The sequence below is a fragment of the Nocardioides mangrovi genome (assembly GCF_020073815.1).
In the GTDB taxonomy this organism is placed as follows: Bacteria; Actinomycetota; Actinomycetes; order Propionibacteriales; family Nocardioidaceae; genus Nocardioides; species Nocardioides mangrovi.
The window spans coordinates 62,439-80,515 of record NZ_JAIQZJ010000017.1; the positions used below are offsets into that span (position 1 = coordinate 62,439).

At 72.6% G+C, this 18,077-nt stretch carries 18 protein-coding genes; 12 read left to right on the plus strand and 6 right to left on the minus strand.

Annotated elements, in window-relative coordinates:
- Positions 1–52 precede the first annotated feature (52 nt).
- The 6 genes from K8U61_RS21690 to pilM form a co-directional block, all read right to left on the minus strand.
- A complete protein-coding gene (locus K8U61_RS21690) occupies positions 53–862 on the minus strand; it encodes a prepilin peptidase (protein WP_224124388.1) in 810 nt (269 codons plus the stop codon).
- A complete protein-coding gene (locus K8U61_RS21695; RefSeq protein WP_224124387.1) occupies positions 859–1,740 on the minus strand; it encodes a hypothetical protein in 882 nt (293 codons plus the stop codon). The genes K8U61_RS21690 and K8U61_RS21695 overlap by 4 nt, the downstream gene beginning before the upstream one ends.
- Before the next feature lie 65 nt (positions 1,741–1,805).
- On the minus strand, positions 1,806–3,275 hold the full coding sequence (locus K8U61_RS21700) for a putative bifunctional diguanylate cyclase/phosphodiesterase (RefSeq protein ID WP_224124386.1): 1,470 nt from the start codon (positions 3,273–3,275) through the stop codon (positions 1,806–1,808).
- A gap of 4 nt (positions 3,276–3,279) precedes the next feature.
- Complete coding sequence (locus K8U61_RS21705; protein ID WP_224124385.1) at positions 3,280–3,957, minus strand: hypothetical protein; 678 nt, start codon at positions 3,955–3,957, stop codon at positions 3,280–3,282.
- Positions 3,954–4,715 (minus strand): PilN domain-containing protein, encoded by a 762-nt coding sequence (locus K8U61_RS21710; RefSeq protein ID WP_224124384.1) that lies wholly within the window; start codon positions 4,713–4,715, stop codon positions 3,954–3,956. The genes K8U61_RS21705 and K8U61_RS21710 overlap by 4 nt, the downstream gene beginning before the upstream one ends.
- Positions 4,712–5,833, minus strand: coding sequence for a type IV pilus assembly protein PilM (gene pilM, locus K8U61_RS21715; RefSeq protein WP_224125141.1), 1,122 nt, complete (start codon positions 5,831–5,833; stop codon positions 4,712–4,714). Before pilM ends, K8U61_RS21710 begins: the two co-directional genes overlap by 4 nt.
- A 148-nt stretch (positions 5,834–5,981) precedes the next feature.
- Between pilM and K8U61_RS21720 the strand changes: the two genes are divergently transcribed.
- From K8U61_RS21720 to K8U61_RS21775, 12 genes are all read left to right on the plus strand, one after another.
- The gene (locus K8U61_RS21720) at positions 5,982–7,103 is read left to right on the plus strand and encodes a type IV pilus twitching motility protein PilT (RefSeq protein ID WP_224124382.1); all 1,122 of its coding nucleotides are present in this window, start codon (positions 5,982–5,984) and stop codon (positions 7,101–7,103) included.
- Positions 7,100–7,591 carry an RsiG family protein gene (locus K8U61_RS21725; RefSeq protein WP_224124381.1) on the plus strand — a complete coding sequence of 164 codons (492 nt, stop codon included), beginning with the start codon at positions 7,100–7,102 and terminating at the stop codon, positions 7,589–7,591. The genes K8U61_RS21720 and K8U61_RS21725 overlap by 4 nt, the downstream gene beginning before the upstream one ends.
- Positions 7,592–7,684: 93 nt before the next feature.
- Positions 7,685–9,364 (plus strand): GspE/PulE family protein, encoded by a 1,680-nt coding sequence (locus K8U61_RS21730; RefSeq protein ID WP_224124380.1) that lies wholly within the window; start codon positions 7,685–7,687, stop codon positions 9,362–9,364.
- The gene (locus tag K8U61_RS21735) at positions 9,351–10,523 is read left to right on the plus strand and encodes a type IV pilus twitching motility protein PilT (protein ID WP_224124379.1); all 1,173 of its coding nucleotides are present in this window, start codon (positions 9,351–9,353) and stop codon (positions 10,521–10,523) included. The genes K8U61_RS21730 and K8U61_RS21735 overlap by 14 nt, the downstream gene beginning before the upstream one ends.
- A 25-nt stretch (positions 10,524–10,548) precedes the next feature.
- Positions 10,549–11,760, plus strand: coding sequence for a type II secretion system F family protein (locus K8U61_RS21740; protein ID WP_224124378.1), 1,212 nt, complete (start codon positions 10,549–10,551; stop codon positions 11,758–11,760).
- Between the two features lie 7 nt (positions 11,761–11,767).
- Positions 11,768–13,108 carry a prepilin-type N-terminal cleavage/methylation domain-containing protein gene (locus K8U61_RS21745; RefSeq protein ID WP_224124377.1) on the plus strand — a complete coding sequence of 447 codons (1,341 nt, stop codon included), beginning with the start codon at positions 11,768–11,770 and terminating at the stop codon, positions 13,106–13,108.
- Positions 13,105–13,839: a PulJ/GspJ family protein gene (locus K8U61_RS21750; RefSeq protein ID WP_224124376.1), complete on the plus strand. Its 735-nt coding sequence runs from the start codon at positions 13,105–13,107 to the stop codon at positions 13,837–13,839. Before K8U61_RS21745 ends, K8U61_RS21750 begins: the two co-directional genes overlap by 4 nt.
- A gap of 7 nt (positions 13,840–13,846) precedes the next feature.
- On the plus strand, positions 13,847–15,592 hold the full coding sequence (locus K8U61_RS21755; protein ID WP_224124375.1) for a hypothetical protein: 1,746 nt from the start codon (positions 13,847–13,849) through the stop codon (positions 15,590–15,592).
- A 27-nt stretch (positions 15,593–15,619) separates the two neighbouring features.
- Positions 15,620–16,078, plus strand: a complete 459-nt coding sequence (locus K8U61_RS21760; protein WP_224124374.1) for a prepilin-type N-terminal cleavage/methylation domain-containing protein — start codon at positions 15,620–15,622, stop codon at positions 16,076–16,078.
- A 97-nt stretch (positions 16,079–16,175) separates the two neighbouring features.
- Positions 16,176–16,604, plus strand: coding sequence for a type IV pilin protein (locus K8U61_RS21765; protein ID WP_224124373.1), 429 nt, complete (start codon positions 16,176–16,178; stop codon positions 16,602–16,604).
- 204 nt (positions 16,605–16,808) lie between these two features.
- On the plus strand, positions 16,809–17,294 hold the full coding sequence (locus tag K8U61_RS21770) for a hypothetical protein (RefSeq protein ID WP_224124372.1): 486 nt from the start codon (positions 16,809–16,811) through the stop codon (positions 17,292–17,294).
- A gap of 8 nt (positions 17,295–17,302) precedes the next feature.
- The gene (locus K8U61_RS21775) at positions 17,303–18,049 is read left to right on the plus strand and encodes a FliA/WhiG family RNA polymerase sigma factor (RefSeq protein ID WP_224124371.1); all 747 of its coding nucleotides are present in this window, start codon (positions 17,303–17,305) and stop codon (positions 18,047–18,049) included.
- The last annotated feature ends 28 nt before the right edge of the window (positions 18,050–18,077 follow it).

An 18,077-nucleotide genomic window follows, 5' to 3' on the forward strand; every position in this document is an offset into this window, starting at 1 on the left:
TCGTCCGGTAATTCAAACTTTTGTCTAGACAGGATTCTCGGAATCCCACGAATCAGGTGAGTCCGACCAGGTCGAGGTACGCCGAGGCGAGGGCGCCGCCCCACAGGAGGCCGAATCCGGCGCCCACGACGAGGAACGGGCCGTGGGCGATGCGGGTGCCGCGCCGGGCCCGTCCGCGCAGCATCAGGACCGTCCCGGCGAGGGCGCCGAGCACGAAGCCGGCCGCGAGACCGACGATCGCGGACCCGATCCCCACGGCGCCCAGGACGGCTCCGAGCAGGGGGGCCAGGGCGACGTCGCCCAGCCCCATGCCGCGTCCGGCAGAGCCGAGCCAGATGCCGCCGTAGACGACGAGCCAGACCGCGATGCCCCCGGCCACCGCGGTCCCCGAGACCTGGCCCAGCCGCCACCCGACCGCGAGGGTGGCCGCCGCCGCGACGGCCGCGACGCCGGTGATCGAGAACGGCAGCCGGCCGTGCGCCTGGTCGATCAGCGCGAGCGCCACGCACGCGGCGGCCACCAGCAGGCTGGCGACGAGGACGGTCGGCCCCTGGGTCTGCCCGACGCGGACCGTGACGATCGCGAAGAGGGCGGCGGTCCCGGCCTCGACGAGGGGGTACCGCACCGGGATGGCGGCCCGGCAGTCGCGACAGCGCCCGCCCAGTGCGAGCCAGGACAGCACCGGCACGTTGTCGCGGGCCCGGACCACGTGGCCGCACGCGGGGCAGGACGAGGGCGGTCGGACCACCGACACCCCGGCGGGGACCCGGTGGACGACGACGTTGAGGAACGATCCCGTGGCCAGGCCGAGCACGGTGACGAGGCCGACCCAGACCGTGATCGGGACCGCGGGGTCGGTCATGCGACGACCGCGTCGACGAAGGAGGCGTCGAGCGCCTCGGTCTCGTGCGGCTCGACGACGGACCGGAGGACGGCGCGGGTGCGCGCGACGAAGGTGTCGAGTGGCTCGTCCAGCCCCGTGGGGCCCTGCTGGTCAGCGTCGCTGAAGACCAGCGCGCGACGGGCGAGGTCGAGGCGCAGGTCGAGCGAGACGAGACGGTGGTCGCCGTGGGTGCGCGCGGACTCGAGCAGCAGGGCCTCGAACGACGCGAGGTCGGCCTCGCGGGCCTGGGTGCGGGCCGAGTCGATGTCCCCTGCTGCGGTGCGGCCCGCAGCGGCCATCCGCTCGGCCGCCCGGTCGAGGAGCATCGTCACGTCGCGCGGGGCGGGATCCGGCTCGACGGGCAGGTCGGCTCGGGCTGGCACGTGGTCGACGGGTGCGAGCAGGGCAGGGACACCACTGCTGTCGGCGGCGAGCTCCACCGCCAGATCGCGGGCGCTGGCGACGGCGTCCCGGGTGTCGCGGGCCGCGGCTGCCGCCTGGGTGCCGGCCAGCTGCTGGCCGCTCGCGCCGAGCAGGGGGCCGAGGACGCGGAGGTCGGCCGCCCACTGGCTGACGGCCGCCTCGCGGGCGTGACCGTTGCGGCCGTGCTCACGGGCGAGGTCGGCGTAGGCCGGCGTGCCGACCCCGGGCGCCCGGGCGGCCACCACCGCACGCGCCTCGACGACGGGGGCCGAGGTCGTCGGCGACGGGATGGCCACGGTCGTCTGCCGCGCGGTCGGTGGACGACGGAGCCGTCGCGAGCGCGTCCGGATCCAGAGCAGCACCACCAGCGCGACCAGGCCGGCCGCGAGCGGGATGACGGGGACGGCATCGAACGACGAGGTGTCGAGGCGCACAGGACGGCTCCTTGGTGGGTGGCTGTCGACGGTGTCGACGTAGGCCCGCCCTGCCTTGAGCCTGTCTAGTCCGCGTCGGCCCAGGCGGCGGGCGTGGCGGCCCACTGCCGCATCCAGTCCCGGATACCGGCGAGCGGGGTGGCGGGGCCGATCCAGTTGCCCTGCAGCGCGTCGGCGCCGAGCTCGCACAGGCGGCGGGCGGCGACCGGGGAGTCGACGCCCTCCGCCACGGCACGCACCTCGAGGCCGCGGACGCCCGCGATCAGCGCCCGGACCAGCCGCTCGGTGCCCGGCGTCTGGTCGAGCGCCTGGATGACCGTCGGATCGATCTTCGCCTCCCGCACGGCCGGGTAGTGCCAGAGCGCGCCGAGGGAGGAGTGGGTCGATCCGAAGCCGTGCACGCTGACCCCGCACCCGAGCCGGCCGAGGGACGCGAAGAGCCCCAGCACCTCGAGCGTGGGTCGCGGTGATGGCCCGGGGACCTCCAGGACGAGGTCGGCCGGTGCTACGCGATGCCGGTCGAGCAGCTCCTCCAGCTCGTGCACGAGGTCCTCGCCGAACATCGTCCGGGCCGAGATGTTGACCGACACGGTGCAGCCGGGTGCCAGTGACGCCAGGCGTGCGTGGTCGGACAGGGCGGCGTCGAGGGTGAAGGTGGTGATGTCGGCGATCAGACCCGTGCGCTCGGCCATCGGCACGAACTGGCTGGGCAGCAGCAGGCCGAGCTCGGCGTGGTGCCACCGGACGAGCGCCTCGAAGCCGGTCACCCGACCGGTGCGGCTGTCGACCTGCGGCTGGTAGTGGAGCGTCAGCTCGCCCCGGCCGACAGCGGCGGCGAGGTCGTCGCGCAGGCGATGGCTGCCGATGCCGTGCGGTGGGCTCTCGCTCCGTCGCCACTGCCCGGGCCCGGCCGCCTTGGCGACGTACATGGCCTGGTCGGCGGCCTGGAGGAGCTCGTCGAGGTCGTCGCCGTCGGTGCCGGCGATCGAGACGCCGAGCGAGACGCCGACCGAGATGCGCAGGCCGTCGAGGAAGACCGGTGCGCTCAGCGTCGTGAGCAGCTGGCGCACACGGTCGTCGACCTCCCGCCCCGGGGGGAGCGGGCCGACCAGCATCGCGAACTCGTCGCCACCGAGCCGGACCGCGATCTCACCGGGCAGGAGGCACGACCGGGTCCGGGCACCGATCTCGGCCAGCACCTGGTCGCCGATGTGGTGCCCGGCCCCGTCGTTGACCGTCTTGAACCGGTCGAGGTCGAAGAGCAGCACGGCGATCACCCCGTCGCCACCCGCGGCCGCCGCGGCGGCGAGGATCGACGGTCCGCGCTGGGTCAGCAGGTCGCGGTGGGGGAGTCGGGTCACGGAGTCGAGGGCGCCGTCGTTCGTGGACGCGGCCGGTGCCCCGGGCCGTGAGGGCTCCGGCTCCGGTCTCGGGGTGTCCCGCCGGGGGCGCCTCAGCACCGCGGCCACGGCGACGGCGACGACCGCACCTGCGACGACCAGGACGGCCGCGAGGAGGGACGTTGCCAGAACCACGAGCTCATCCTTGGGACTCCGTGACGGAGGCGCGATCGGCCCCGTCGGGCGGGCTGTCGGCGGCAGCATACGAGACCGGTGGGGCGACGTACGTCGATCCGGTCACCGAGACGATCAGGGCGGGACCGCCGTCCGGTGCTGCAGCGACGCTGAGGGAGCTCACGAGGAAGGCGCGCCTCATGTGCTCGAGGTTCGCCAGGAGCCGCCGCGCCTGCGCGTCGTCGCAGGTGACGACCACCGAGACCGTCTGCCGGGCGAGGCCGGCCCGAGGCGGTGAGGGCGTGCTGGCACGGGTGTCCTCGGTGATCGGCTGACCGGTCGCGTCGAGCAGCACCGGCGCCGAGGGGCTCAGCGTGGTGATCGCCTGCGCCGGGATCCCGGCGTCGGTCGCGGCGGCCGTCACCGCTCGGAAGAAGCCCGGCTGGTCGGCCGTGCCCGGGAAGGCGCCGGCGAGCGTCGCGGCGAGACGGTCGTACGCCGGGAGCTCGTCCCGCTCGCGCCGGAGCGCCGTGACCTGCGAGGTCATCTCGAGGTTGCGCTCCTGGGTGCTCTGCGTCGTCGCGTGGACGTCGCCGGTCTCCTCGAGGAGCGGGTGGAGGAGGAAGAGCCAGCTCAGCGCGGCGACCGCCACGACCGCCACGGTGCCGATCGCGACCGTGCCCGGGAAGGATCGCGGGTTCATCGTCGGGTCTCCTTCCGGAGCTGGGCCGTCAGGTCATCGAAGCGGCCGCTGAACGCGTCGGTCGACAGGCCGACCGAGCCCGAGAAGCTGACCGCCTCGTCCTCGCCCGCGGTCGTGGTGTCGACGAACGGCTCGACGAAGAGCGAGCTGGCGCCCAGACCGATGACCAGCTGGCCGACGACCTCGCGCGAGGTGGCGGTCCCCTCGATGGTGAGGCAGCCCACCACCACGGTGGTGCCGAACGGGTCGGGCCCGGGGCAGGTGCCGACCAGCCCGCGGGCCGGGTCGGAGCGCTTGGCGCCCGCCGACCCCGCCGACCCCGCCGACCCCGGCGACGACGACGGCGAGCCCGGCTGCGGCTCCGCGGCCGCGAGCTCCACCGAGATCGTGGTCACGGTCGCTCCCGGAGGGGTCGCGGCGCGCAGCGCGTCCAGGACGGAGGAGAAGGCGACGTCGGACCAGGTGACCGACGCTACGGTGTCGGCGCGGTCCTCGACCGCGGCGACGTAGGTCTGCACGGGGCTCAGCTCGGCCAGCTGGGTGTCGAGCCCGGCCGCCACCGCCTGCTCGCCTCCGAGCTCGACGTGGGCGCCGTGGAGCTCGAAGCGCAGCCCGCACCAGACCAGCGCGAGCGACGTCACGAGCGCGATCCCGCCCACGACGAAGCGATGGCGGACGCGGTGGACGCGGAGCTTCTCGAAGACCCAGGGGGACAGCAGGTTGACCGAGGCCGTCGGCTCGGGGGCGGTGCGGCTCATCCGATCGCCCCGAGGGCCAGCCCGGTCGCCACCACGAGCTCGGAGGAGGAGTCACCAGCGACGCCCCCGCGGTGCCGGCGGCCGCCGGATCCCGCGAGGACGTCGCCGGCTGCCAGCCGCCGGGTCGGCAGGCCGAGCGTGACCCCAGCCAGCTCTGCGAACCCGGTCAGCTCGGCCCCCCCACCCACGAGCACCAGCCGCGAGGGCGGGTGCTCGTGGTCGCTGCTGCGGTGGAAGTCGATGGTCGCGCGCATCTCGGCGAGCAGCTGGTGCGCCCCGTCCAGCAGGGCCGCAGGTGCCACGCCTTCCGGCGTACGAGGAGGTACGACGGAGGGGGTGCCGCCGTGTCCGGAGAGCGCGAGCTCGCCCTCGGGGGCCGGGAGCCGGCCGGCAAGCTTGGCCCGCTCGGCCTCCTCGAGGCCGCACCCCGCCTGCTCGGCCAGGGCACGCGTCAGCGCGGCACCGCCCAGGCCCACGGCGATCCGGACCAGATGGGGGCGACCGGCCGTGTGGATCGCGAACGTCACCTTCTCCGCTCCGACGTCGACGACCGCCTCGGTCGTCGGCTCGGCGCGTTGGGCGGCGTACGCCGACGCCCGGATCAGGGCGAGCGCCGAGAGGTCGGCGGCGGACGCCTGCAGTCCCGCGGACTCCACGCAGCGCACCAGGTCGTCGACCGCGCCCCGCGCGGCCGCGACGAGCAGGATGCGGACCATGCGCCGGGGCTGGCCCTGCTCGTCGGTGGTGACGTGCTCGCCCAGGAGCACGTGGTCGATGTTGGCGTCGTCCACCGCGACCGGGAGGAGCTCGCCGACCTGGTAGCGCAGGGACTTGCGGAGGTCGGCGGGCGGCATCCAGTCGAGCTCGAGCTGGCGCACCAGGACCGACGCGCCGCTGATGCCGACGACGACCCGACGGTGGTGCAGCCGGGCGTCGTGCCAGAGCCGCCGCAGCGCCTGGGCCAGCTGGTCCGGGTTCCGCACCGCACCCGCGTCGACCACGCCCGGGGGCAGTGGGAGCGACCCGGACCGGACGAGCTGGGGACTGCGGCCGGTCGTCAGCTCCACCGCCCGCAGACCCGAGCTGCCGATGTCCAGGCCCACGACGGTCCGTGCCATGGCCGACTCCCTCCCCGATGGCGGACCGCGTGCCCGCCGGACTGGCCGGAGCATCGGTGCCCGGCGCCGACTACTTGAGGGCACACCGGCGCTCAAGTCCGGGCCAGGAGGAGCCGACACGTCAGGTGTGCACAGCAACGGAGGAGCGATGACCGAGCTCTCGGGTGGTCTGGTCATGCTGCTGGCCGCGGTCCGGCGACATGGGGCGTCGGACCTGCACCTGCGCCCGGACACGACCCCGAAGCTGCGCATCTCCGGCACGCTCGTCCCGGTCGGCGACCGCGCGTACGGCGGCTCCGAGGTCGACCACATGGTGCGCAGCTCGATGCCGCCGGCGGTGCTGGCCGGCTTCGAGGCCGACAACGAGGCGGACTACGCGGTGACGGTGGACGGCGTCGGCCGGTTCCGGGTCAACGCGTTCCGCACGCGGGCCGACACCGGCGCCGTGCTCCGGCTCGTCAGCGACCATCCGCTGACCCTGGCCGAGCTCGGCATGCCGGAGGTGGTCTCGCGGCTGGCACTGGTCCCGCGAGGTCTCGTCCTGGTCACCGGGCCGACCGGCTCCGGCAAGACGACCACCCTCGCCGGCATCGTCGACCTGGTCAACGAGCAGCGGGCGGTGCACGTGCTGACGCTGGAGGACCCGATCGAGGTGCTCCACCACGACAAGCGGGCGACGGTGACGCAGCGCGAGCTCGGCAGCGACACGCGCGACTGGGGCAGCGCTCTGCGTTCGGCGATGCGACAGGATCCGGACGTGATGCTCATCGGCGAGCTCCGTGACGTCGACACCGTGCGGTCCGCGATCTCCGCTGCCGAGACCGGGCACGCCGTGTTCACCACCATGCACACCATGGACGCACGCGAGACCGTGCTGCGGCTCGTCGACTTCTTCCCGCCCCACGAGCAGCAGCGGGTCCGGATGACCCTGTCGTCGGTGCTCCAGGGCATCGTGTGCCAGCGGCTGGTGCCGCGTGCGGACGGCACCGGACGGGTGTGCGTCTCGGAGATCGCCGTGGCCGACGCCCGGCTCGCGGACGCGGTGGCCGACCCGGACAAGACCTCGACCATCCCCGACATCGTCGCGTCCGGCGACTACTCCGGGATGCGCACCTTCGACCAGCACCTGGTGGAGCTGGTCCACGACGGTGTCGTCGACCTGCGCGCGGCGACCGCCGCCGCCAGCAACCCCCACGACTTCTCGGTGATGGTGCGCCGCGCCGGCCGGCCCGGCGAGCGCGCAGCGGAGCACGGAAGGGCGAGCACATGAGCATCTCCGACGACCCCCGCCTCGGCGGCACCCAGGCGGAGGCCCACGACCTCGCCGGGCTCACGCTGGACGAGCTGCGCGGCTACCGGCAGCGGCTGCGCGACGAGGAGGACCGCATCTCCTACTGGCGCCGGCTGGTCCACGCGCGCATCGACGTGCTCGACGCCAGCGGTGGCGTCGAGGGCTCCCTGTCGCTCGACGACCTCGTGCGGGTGCTGGGCGACACCGGCACCGGCCGGGTCCGCCAGGCGCTGCACCGGGTGCGCGCCGCCGAGCCGCTCCCGGACCTGCCGGCGCTCGACGAGGTGTGGACGGTCCCCGCGGACGCGGCCTCCGGCGCGCAGGCGCGCGAGCGGCTCGTGGCGGCCGAGCAGCAGCTGACCCGCTACCGCAGCGCCCTGCACGAGCGGATCGACGCGGCCACGGCCGAGCTGGTCGCCCGCTACCGGCAGGACCCGACGAGGGCGCTCTCCGCACTGCCGCACTGACCCGCCCCGCCCGCGGGCTCAAGGCCCGTCGATCCGGTGCCGACACTCCCGGTGTCGACGGCGCAGCCGCCGACCGGACCGGACGAGGTGGCGATGACACAGGTGCACCAGGGCGCGACCGTCGAGGCGTTGCTCGCCGAGCGACAGGTCTCGCCCGAGGACGTGGAGCGCGCGACCGCGGTCGCCGCGGCCAGCAACATCTCCGTGATCGACGCGCTGCTCACCGAGGGTGCCGTCGACCGGCGGGCCCTGCTGAGGGTCGCGGCGCACGCCGCGGGCGCCGAGCTCGTCGACCTCTCCGAGCACCCGGTCGACGCGGGCGCGGCCGCGCAGGTCCCGGGCGCGTTCGCGCGACGTGCCGGGGTGCTGCCCTACGCCTGGTCCGGCAACGAGCTCCAGGTGGCCGTGCCGCTCCGGTCCCTCGCCGACCTCGTCCTGAAGGACGACATCGCCCGGCTGTCCGGTCGGCGGATCCGGTTCATGCTGGCGACGCGGTCCGAGATCGAGCAGCGGATCAACCAGGTCTACCGCGCGGAGGGCGAGCTCGCCGACCTCACCTCGGACCTCGTCGTCGACGACAGTCCCGACCTCGACGCACTCACCGAGGTCGCCGCCGACCAGCCCGTGGTCCGCTTCGTCAACCTGCTCATCTCCCAGGCGATCTCCGACCGTGCCTCGGACATCCACGTCGAGCCGACGGAGCGCGACGTACGGGTCCGCTACCGCATCGACGGCGTCCTGCACGACACCCACCGGGCCCCCCGCAGCATCCACGCCGGGGTCGTGTCGCGGCTCAAGATCATGGCGGAGATGGACATCGCGGAGCGGCGCGTGCCCCAGGACGGCCGGCTGACCGTGAACCACGAGGGTCGTTCGATGGACCTGCGGATCGCGACCCTGCCGACGGTGTGGGGCGAGAAGATCGTCGCCCGGGTCCTCGACAACTCCAACACGACGCTGAGCCTCGACGACCTGGGCTTCAGCGGCGCCAACTTCGAGCGCTTCGAGTCGGCGTACCGCCGGCCGCACGGGATGATCCTGGTCACCGGCCCGACGGGGTCGGGGAAGTCCACGACGCTCTACGCGACGCTCAACATCCTCAGCCAGCCGCACGTCAACGTGATCACGGTGGAGGATCCGGTCGAGTACCGGCTCCCGGGCATCAACCAGATGCAGGTCAACAACAAGGCCGGGCTCACCTTCGCCTCGGCCCTCCGGTCGATCCTGCGGGCCGACCCGGACATCGTCCTCATCGGTGAGATCCGCGACCACGAGACCGCGACGATCGCGGTGGAGGCCGCGCTGACGGGCCACCTCGTCCTCTCCACGCTGCACACGAACGACGCGCCGTCGGCGGTGACCCGGCTGGTGGAGATGGGGATCGAGCCCTTCCTGGTCGGCTCGGCGCTGGACGCGATCGTCGCCCAGCGGCTCTGCCGGGCGCTGTGCCTGCGGTGCCGGCAGCCGTACGAGCCGTCGGCCGAGGAGCTCGCGCTGATCGGGCTGCGGCCGGCCGAGGACCTCGAGCCCACCTACTTCCGCGCCGCGGGCTGCTCGGCCTGCGCCCAGACCGGCTACCGGGGGCGGATGGCCCTCCACGAGGTGATGGCGATGACCGAGGACGTCGAGCGGCTGGTGGTCTCCCGGGCACCGACCGAGGAGATCACCCGCGTGGCGCGGGAGCAGGGCATGGCGACCCTGCACGAGGACGGGTGGCTCAAGGTCCAGCACGGGCTGACCTCGGTCGAGGAGGTGCTCCGTGTCGTGGGCTGAGGCCGCTCCCGTCGTACCGGCGCTGGAGCTCGACGAGCTCCTGCTCATGGTCGAGCGGATGAACGGGTCGGACCTGCACCTGACCGCCGGGGCGCCACCCACCGTGCGGGTCCGCGGCGCCCTGACGCCGGTCGAGGGGCACCCGGTGATTCGGCCCGACGAGCTCCGCGAGGCGCTCTACGCGATCATGACCGAGCGCCAGCGACAGGCGCTCGAGGAGACCCGCGAGCTCGACCTCGCCTACGCCGTCCCCGGCTTCGGGCGCTTCCGGGTCAACATCTACTGGCAGCGGCAGAGCATCGGCGCGGTGATGCGGCTGATCCCGTGGCAGATCAAGCCGCTCGCCGAGCTCGGCATGCCGCCCGTCGTCGAGGGCTTCGCCCGCATGATGCGCGGGCTCGTGCTCGTCACCGGGCCGACCGGCTCGGGGAAGTCGACGACCCTCGCCTCGATCATCGACGTGGTCAACCGGACCCGGCACGGCCACATCATGACGATCGAGGACCCGATCGAGTTCCTCCACTCCCACCGCGGGTGCCTGGTCAACCAGCGCGAGGTCGGGGCCGACACCCACGACTTCCGTACGGCGCTCAAGCACGTGCTGCGCCAGGACCCCGACGTGATCCTGGTCGGAGAGCTGCGCGACCTCGAGACCATCTCGGTCGCCCTGACCGCGGCGGAGACCGGCCACCTCGTGCTGGCCACGCTGCACACCCAGTCGGCGCAGGACACGGTGAGCCGGGTCGTCGACGTCTTCCCCGCGACCCAGCAGCAGCAGGTGCGCACCCAGCTCGCCGCGACCCTCCAGGGCGTGGTCTGCCAGGCCCTGGTGCCGACCGCGGACGGCACCGGCCGGATCCCCGCGACCGAGATCATGGTCTGCAACGCCGGCATCCGGGCGATGATCCGCGACGACAAGCTGCCCCAGATCCCGGGCGCCCTGCAGTCCGGTGCGCGCGAGGGCATGCAGACCATGGACGCGCACCTCGCCGCGCACGTGCGGGCCGGCCTGATCACCCGCGAGGTCGGCCTCGAGTACTGCGCCAAGCGCGACGACTTCCTCGCACTCGTCGGGTCGGGCGTCAGCCTCCCGGCCGGGACGACGTACGCCGGACGGGTGGGGACCTCCCACGCCGCCTCCGCCCAGGGCTGGTCATGAGCGGCCAGGTCAGGAGGACGCACCCGTGAGCACGCAGTACGCCTACAAGGTCCGCGACCCCGAGGGACGCTTCAAGGAAGGCAAGGTCAAGGCCGACTCGGAGACCGCGGTCGCCGAGCACCTCCTCGGCCTCGGCTTCGTCCCGCTCGAGGTGAAGCCGACGGGTGTCGGTCTCAACCGTGAGATCAGCCTGGGACGAAAGCGGGTCACGACCAAGGACCTCGCGGTCTTCTCACGCCAGCTGGCCACGATGGTCGACGCCGGTCTCACCCTCCTGCGCGGGCTGACGATCCTCGCCGAGCAGGCCGAGAACCCCGAGCTGCGCCGGGCCCTGACGGCGGTCAAGCACGCGGTCGAGGGTGGGCACAGCCTGTCCTCGGCGTTCGCGGAGGACCGGCAGACCTTCCCGCCGTTCCTGGTCAGCATGACCCGCGCCGGCGAGGTCGGCGGCTTCCTCGACGTCGCCCTCCGCCAGGTCGCGGAGACCTTCGAGGCGGAGGTCAAGCTGCGCGCGAAGATCAAGGCCGCGCTGACCTACCCGGTGGTCGTCTTCTGCATGGCCGTCGTCATGTGCGTGGCGATGCTGCTCTTCGTCGTCCCGATCTTCGAGTCGATGTTCGACGAGCTCGGCGGCACGCTGCCGCTGCCGACGCGGATCCTGGTCGCGGTCTCCGGCCTCGTCCGGTACGGCGCCCCCGTCGGCGCGGTCCTGCTCGTCGTGGCCACGGCGTGGTGGCGCCGGCACGGGAAGGACGACCGGGTCCGGGAGGTCGTCGATCCGCTCAAGCTCCGGATCCCGGTCTTCGGGCAGCTCTTCGTCAAGGTCGCGCTCACCCGCTTCGCGCGCAACCTCGGCACCCTGCTCTCCTCCGGCGTCCCGATCCTCTCCGCCATCGACATCGTCTCGGCGACGACCGGCTCCAAGGTGATCGAGCACGCCCTGGTCGACGTCCGTCAGTCGGTCGCGACCGGCGAGTCGATCGCCGGACCGCTCTCGGAGCACCCGGTCTTCCCGCCGATGGTGGTGCAGATGATCGCGTCCGGCGAGGAGTCGGGTGCGGTCGACCAGATGCTCCGGCGGATCTCGGTCTGGTACGAGGAGGAGGTCGAGTCGACGACAGAGGCCCTGACGGCGCTGATCGAGCCGCTGATGATCGCCTTCCTCGGCGTCATCGTCGGCGGCATGATCATCTGCCTCTACCTGCCGATGTTCTCGATCTTCGACCTCGTCAAGTGAGGCCGGCATGAGTACGCGCCTGAAGGCCGCGGACGAGGGGTTCTCCCTGGTCGAGGTCATCGTGGCCTTCGCGCTCTTCGCGATCCTCGTGACGGGCTGCCTGGTCGTCCTCGGCTCGGCCCAGGCGAGCACGCGCGACAACTCGCGGCGCTCCACGGCGACCAACCTCGCCGCCCGCGAGCTCGCGATCACCAGCGACACCTTCGGCTCGCCGCTGCGCGGGCCCGCGCAGGTGGCGATCAACGACGTGCGCAACCCCGACCCGCTGGACGGCGGCCGGGCCGGTGACCCCCTGGTGGTCGACGGCGTGCCCTACACCGTCCTTCGCAGCGCGCAGTGGGCGTCGGTCGGGTCGACGGCCGCGTCGACCTGCGACGAGGGCTCCTCGGCCGAGCTCGCCTACCTGCGCGTGCGGGTCCGGGTCACCTGGCCGGGCGGCGAGGACCACCCGGTCGAGCTGAGCACCGTGCTGACGCCGCTCAAGGGCACCTACTCCGACAACGACGGCCACATCGGCCTCAAGGTCGTCGACGCCGAGGGTGCGCCGCGGAGCGGTCAGAGCGTGACGATCAGCGGGCCCTCCGGGACCCGCACGGCGAGCACGGCCGGGGACGGCTGCGTGCTCTTCGCCTTCCTGACACCCGGGACCTACTCCGTCACCCTCTCGACCACGGGGTACGTCGACATCCTCGGCCACGCACCGTCGGTGACGACGGCGAACGTCCAGCCCGGGCAGCTGTGGCGGAGCACCGTCTCCTACGACCGCGCGGCCACGATCACGGCGTCGTTCACGACCGCCGACGGCTACGCCGTGCCCACCGGGCTTGCGTCGGCGGTGATGCTGGGGAACAGCGCCCTGCTCCCGAGCGGCGCCGCCGCCGCGGTCACCAGCCCGACCACGGGCACGCCGCGCACGATCCCCAACCTCTGGCCGTACGCCGCGGGCTACGAGCTCTGGGCCGGCGCCTGCGTCGACAACGACCCGATGACGCACGTCGAGGCCGGGGGAGCGGGTCGGGACCTTCCCGTCACGGTCACGCCCGGTGGGACGTCGACCGGTGTTGTCGAGCTCGGAGCCCTGTCGATCGTCAACGGGAGCGGCTCCAGCCGCACCAACGTGACGGCGATCCAGGTGCCCGACACCGGCTGCCCCGCCGCCGGCACCTACCCGACCTCCGGCAGCAACCAGAAGAGCTACGGGGTCCGGGTCACCTTCGGCACCGTGGCGGCGAACACGACGCTCAAGACCAGCCTGCCGTTCGGGACCTGGCAGATCTGGAACGGGACCAGCTGGAAGGGCCCGGTCACGCTGGTCAAGGGCGCGGCTCCCGGGAGCGTGGCCCTGTGACCCGGCGTCGGGACCTGCGGGACCGTCGGGACCGGCAGCGGCCCGTCGACGAGGGGATGACCCTCGTCGAGCTGCTCGTCGCCATCGGCCTGACGTCGCTGCTGATGATCGTGGTGTGCGGAGCCACCGTCGTCGCGCTGCGCGCCTCGGACGCCGCGGAGGCCCGCAACGACAATCTGTCCGTCGCCCAGGTGGGGATGGCGGCGGCGACCAAGGTGATCCGGACCGCCGTCCTCCCCGACCAGCTCGACGACCGGGTCTGTACCGGTTGTGCCGACTCCGCGATCGTGCAGGCCACCGGGTCGCAGCTGTCCTTCTACGCCAACCTCGACAACGCCGGCAACGGTCCGAGCCTGGTCACCCTCCAGGCGCTGGCCGACCCGGACCGGTCCGGCACGTGGATGCTGCGTCAGACCCTGGTGCCGCCGACCGTGCTCAGCGACGGTTCGTACACCTTCTGCGACGTCACCTCTGCGACCTGCCGCTTCCGCACCCGCGTGCTGTGCCGCGGCCTGCCCCGCAACGCCTCGGTCTTCCGCTACTACGACTTCGACGGCCGGGTGATCGCGTCGACCACCCTCACGACGACCGACCTGATCCGGGTCTCCACCATCGACGTCTCGCTCACCGTGCAGATGCGGCCCGGCCAGACGCGCACGCCCGCCGAGAGCATCCTCCAGCGGGTCAACCTGCCCAATGCGGACGTGAACGTCCTGACCGACGACGACTGAGGCGCCCATGTCCACGACCCCTCCGACCGACCACGCGCGCCGTACCCGCGACGACGGGTTCGCCGTGCTGGTGGTGATGGCCGGCATGACGGTGCTCATGCTCGTCCTCACCCTGGTGCTGACCTACTCGACCCAGACGCTGCGCACGATCCGCGACGCCCGGGACTGGAACCAGGCCCTGATGGCCGCGGACGCCGGCGTCAGCGACTACCTGGCCCGGCTGAACGCCGACGACAACTACTGGCTGACCAGTCCCGACTGCACCAACACCGCGATGCGCGCGCCGCAGGCGAACGGCGCGTGCGGGTGGGGCGCGAGCACCGCGGTCGGGTGGCTGCCGGTGCCCGGCGGCGACGGCGCGGACTTCCACTACGACGTCAACACGAGCGCCACGGCGGTGAGTGGGACGATCCAGCTCACGGTGACCGGACGCGACCAGGGGGAGACCCGGACCGTGCAGGTGCGGCTGCGCCGCGGCGGCTTCGGGGAGTTCCTCTACTACACCGTCTACGAGACCCTGGACCCGGCCAACGAGGCGCAGTTCGGCACCAACAACACGACGGCGCAGACGCGCTGCTCCAAGTACTACTGGGCCGGGCGCAGCAGCTGGTCCGGCAACCCGTGCGTCGACATCAACTTCATCACCGGCGACGTCATCGACGGCCCGTTGCACAGCAACGACTCGATCCTGATGAGCGGCCGCCCGACCTTCAACGGCACGGTCTCGACCTCGCTCCCGTCGTGCAAGCCCGTCAACGGCGTCAACCCGGCGGCGTCGAGCTGCTACCGGGCGGCGAGTGGCGGCGCGACGCCGGTCTTCAACAAGGGCATCACCTACCGCGCCGAGATCACCATGCCGGACAGCATCGGCGACCTGCGCCAGTACGTCGCGTCGTCGCAGCCGACCCCCGGCTGCCTCTTCACCGGACCGACCCGGATCAAGCTCATCGACGACTCCGGGCCGGTCTCCAAGATGAAGGTCTGGTCACCGTGGACCCGCGGGACCCTCAACCCCGGGTGCGGGACGCCGCCGCTCGACGGCGACCTGCTCACGATCCCGAACAACAACATCGTGATCGTCCAGGACGTGCCCTCGACCCAGACCAAGGACGCCTCCAACACGACGGTGCCGACCGGCTCCTGCGCGGCGGGCTGGATCGGCGACGGCCTCCCGCTCGCGGGCACCACCTCGACCGGCGACTTCGCGCAGACCCTGAGCGAGTCGAGCTGCCGCTACGGGACGCTCTACCTGGAGGGCGTCCTCGAGGGCCGGCTCACGATGGCCGCCGACAACAACATCCTCATCACCGGGAACCTCACCTACAAGGGCGGCCGCACCGGCACCGACGCGCTCGGGCTGATCGCCACGAACTCGGTGAAGATCTACCACCCGGCGAAGTGCACGACGTACTCGAGCGGCAAGTGCACGGCGGGCACCAACCTGAACCGGCCGGTGGGCTCGACCTTCCAGGACCCCCAGGTGAACGCCGCGATCCTGACCCTCCAGCACAGCTTCACCGTGCAGCAGTACCAGCTGGGCAGTCCGCTCGGCACGCTCAACCTCTTCGGCACCATCGCCCAGCGCTACCGCGGCCCGGTCGGCACCGGCTCCATCTCGACCGGCTACCTCAAGCACTACGTCTACGACACCCGGATGCGCTTCGCGCCGCCGCCGTACTTCCTCGACCCGGTGCGCAGCGCCTGGGACGTCAAGACGTACGGCGAGCTCTCGCCGCGCTACGGCTCCGGGTGACCCCCACCCCCAGGACGGAGAAGGACCATGCGTGACAACCGTCGTCGACGCGCGCTCGACGAGGGCTTCACCCTCGTCGAGCTGCTCGTGGTGATCGTGATCGTCGGCCTGCTCGCCGCGATCGCGATCCCGATCTACCTGCACCAGCGCGAGAAGGCGTACGACGCCTCGCTCGAGACCGACGTGAAGACCCTGGCGACCATCGAGGAGACCGTCTTCGTCGACCACCACACCTACCTGTCCGGCGCGACCGCCCCGGAGCGGCTGGCGGACCTGCGGGCCGTGGGGTGGAAGGCCTCGGCCGAGGCCGTCGTCGAGGTCGCCGTGGACGCCGACCGCTACTGCATCCGCGCTCACCACCCGGGCGCCACGAGGGACGGCGGTGCGGGCGGCTTCTACTGGTTCGACTCGACCGGCGGCGGGCTGGCCACGACGCAGCCCCTGGGGGCGTGCGCCGACCTCGACTCCTGGGACCTGGTGTCCTGACCCGGCCCGCCGGTCCAGACCACCGTCAACCCGCTCCGTCGGCCCTCCGACACCCCTGCTGGCAAGACGCCCACACCACAGCACCCAGGAGCGAACCGTGATCCAGCGACTCAAGAAGTCCCTCGAGGAGAAGGACCAGGGCTTCACCCTGATCGAGCTCCTCGTCGTCATCGTCATCGTCGGCATCCTCGCCGCGATCGCGATCCCGATCTTCCTCAACCAGCGCCAGAAGGCCGTGGACGCGGGCATCGAGTCCGACCTCAAGGCCGCCGCGACGGCGCAGGAGACCTACTACACCGACAACCAGACGTACGCGACGAGCCTGACCGAGCTCGTGGACTCGGACGCCGGCTTCAAGGTGTCGAAGGGGAACGAGATCGAGGTGATCGGCGACGCCGACGGCTACTGCATCACCGGCACCAACGACGCCGGCAGCGACAACAAGTTCTTCTGGTACGACTCGCTCGACGGCGGCCTGGTGGTCGGTACGTCGGCGGCCGACAAGCCCGCGGGAGCCTGCGCCTGAGCAGGTCCCCGGCCCCCCGATGGCGCACCGCGAGCCCGCGGTGCGCCATCGTCCATTTCCGGGGCATTTCCGGGTCTATTTCTGCGCACATTTCCGAGCACGATGTCGCGTATCTGGTCCAGACCGGCGTCAACCCCGGCCCGAAGTTCACCGATATGGGTGATGAGAGCGAGACCATCGATACCCGATCGGACGGAGTGCAGGATGACTGACCTCTCTCGGGAGCAGGACCCGATGGACGGCCGCACGGCCGCCGGTGTCCAGCAGCTCCAGGACGACCTCGCGGCGCTCACCCGGGTGCTGCTCGGCCTCCCGACCGCCGGCGGTGCCCGCGTGCGGGTGCCCTCCTCGCCCGTGGCGCAGGTGGCGCCCGTCGTACCGCTGGTGCCCGCCGCGCCGCCGGACGACGAGCCGTGGTTCGCGCCCCTGCTGCACGTGGTGGCCGACGCGCCGGAGCCGGGGGTCGAGCTCACGCCCGAGCCGGAGCTCCGGCTCACGCCCGAGCCCGGGCTCGAGCCGCTGACCGAGGTCCCCTCGCTGGTGGCCCTGGCGCCCGTCGTACCGCTGGTGCCGGATGCGCCGGAGGTGGCGGAGACGGCGGAGGACGTCGTCGAGGTCGCCGACGACGCGGCGCCGGACCCGCACCGGGCGGCCAGCGTGCTCGCCGAGCTCAGGTTCCTGGACGACTGAGGACCACGATGACCGAGACGACCACCCGCCCGCGCGGCGCGCTGCCCGAGATCTGGCACGACTACCAGCAGCGCCGGTCGCCGGAGCTGCGCAACCAGCTGGTGCTGCAGTACTCACCCCTGGTGAAGTACGTCGCCGGCCGGATGCGTGCCGAGCTGCCGTCGAGCATCGAGACCGCCGACCTGGTGTCCGAGGGGATCCTCGGCCTGATGAACGCCGTCGACCGCTTCGACCCGGGTCGCGGGCTCCAGTTCCCGACGTACGCCGTGCCGCGGATCCGCGGCGCGATCATGGACAGCCTGCGTGCGGCGGACTGGGTGCCCCGGTCGGTCCGGGGCCGGGTCCGGACGGTCGAGCGGGCGACCGAGCGACTCCACGAGGACCTCGGTCGCGCGCCGACCGAGCAGGAGATCTCGGCCGAGACGGGCATCCCGGTGGCCGACCTGCGCTCCTCCCTGACCCGGCCGATGACGGTGTCGGTGGCTGCCGACGACGACCTCGCGGGCGTCAGCGAGGGCGTGTCGCAGCTCGACGACCTCTTCGAGAGCGAGGAGAACCGCGACCTGGTGCGATCCGCGCTCACGCAGCTCCCCGAGCGGGACCGGATCGTGATGGCGCTCTACTTCTTCGAGGGCTTCACGCTCAGCGAGATCGGCACGATCCTCGGCGTGACCGAGTCCCGCGCGTCGCAGCTGCGCAGCCGGGCGATCGCCACCATGCGCAGCACGCTCGCGCAGCGGCTCGTCCAGGACTGATCCGCCGGGCGGGATTGGTCACCAACCT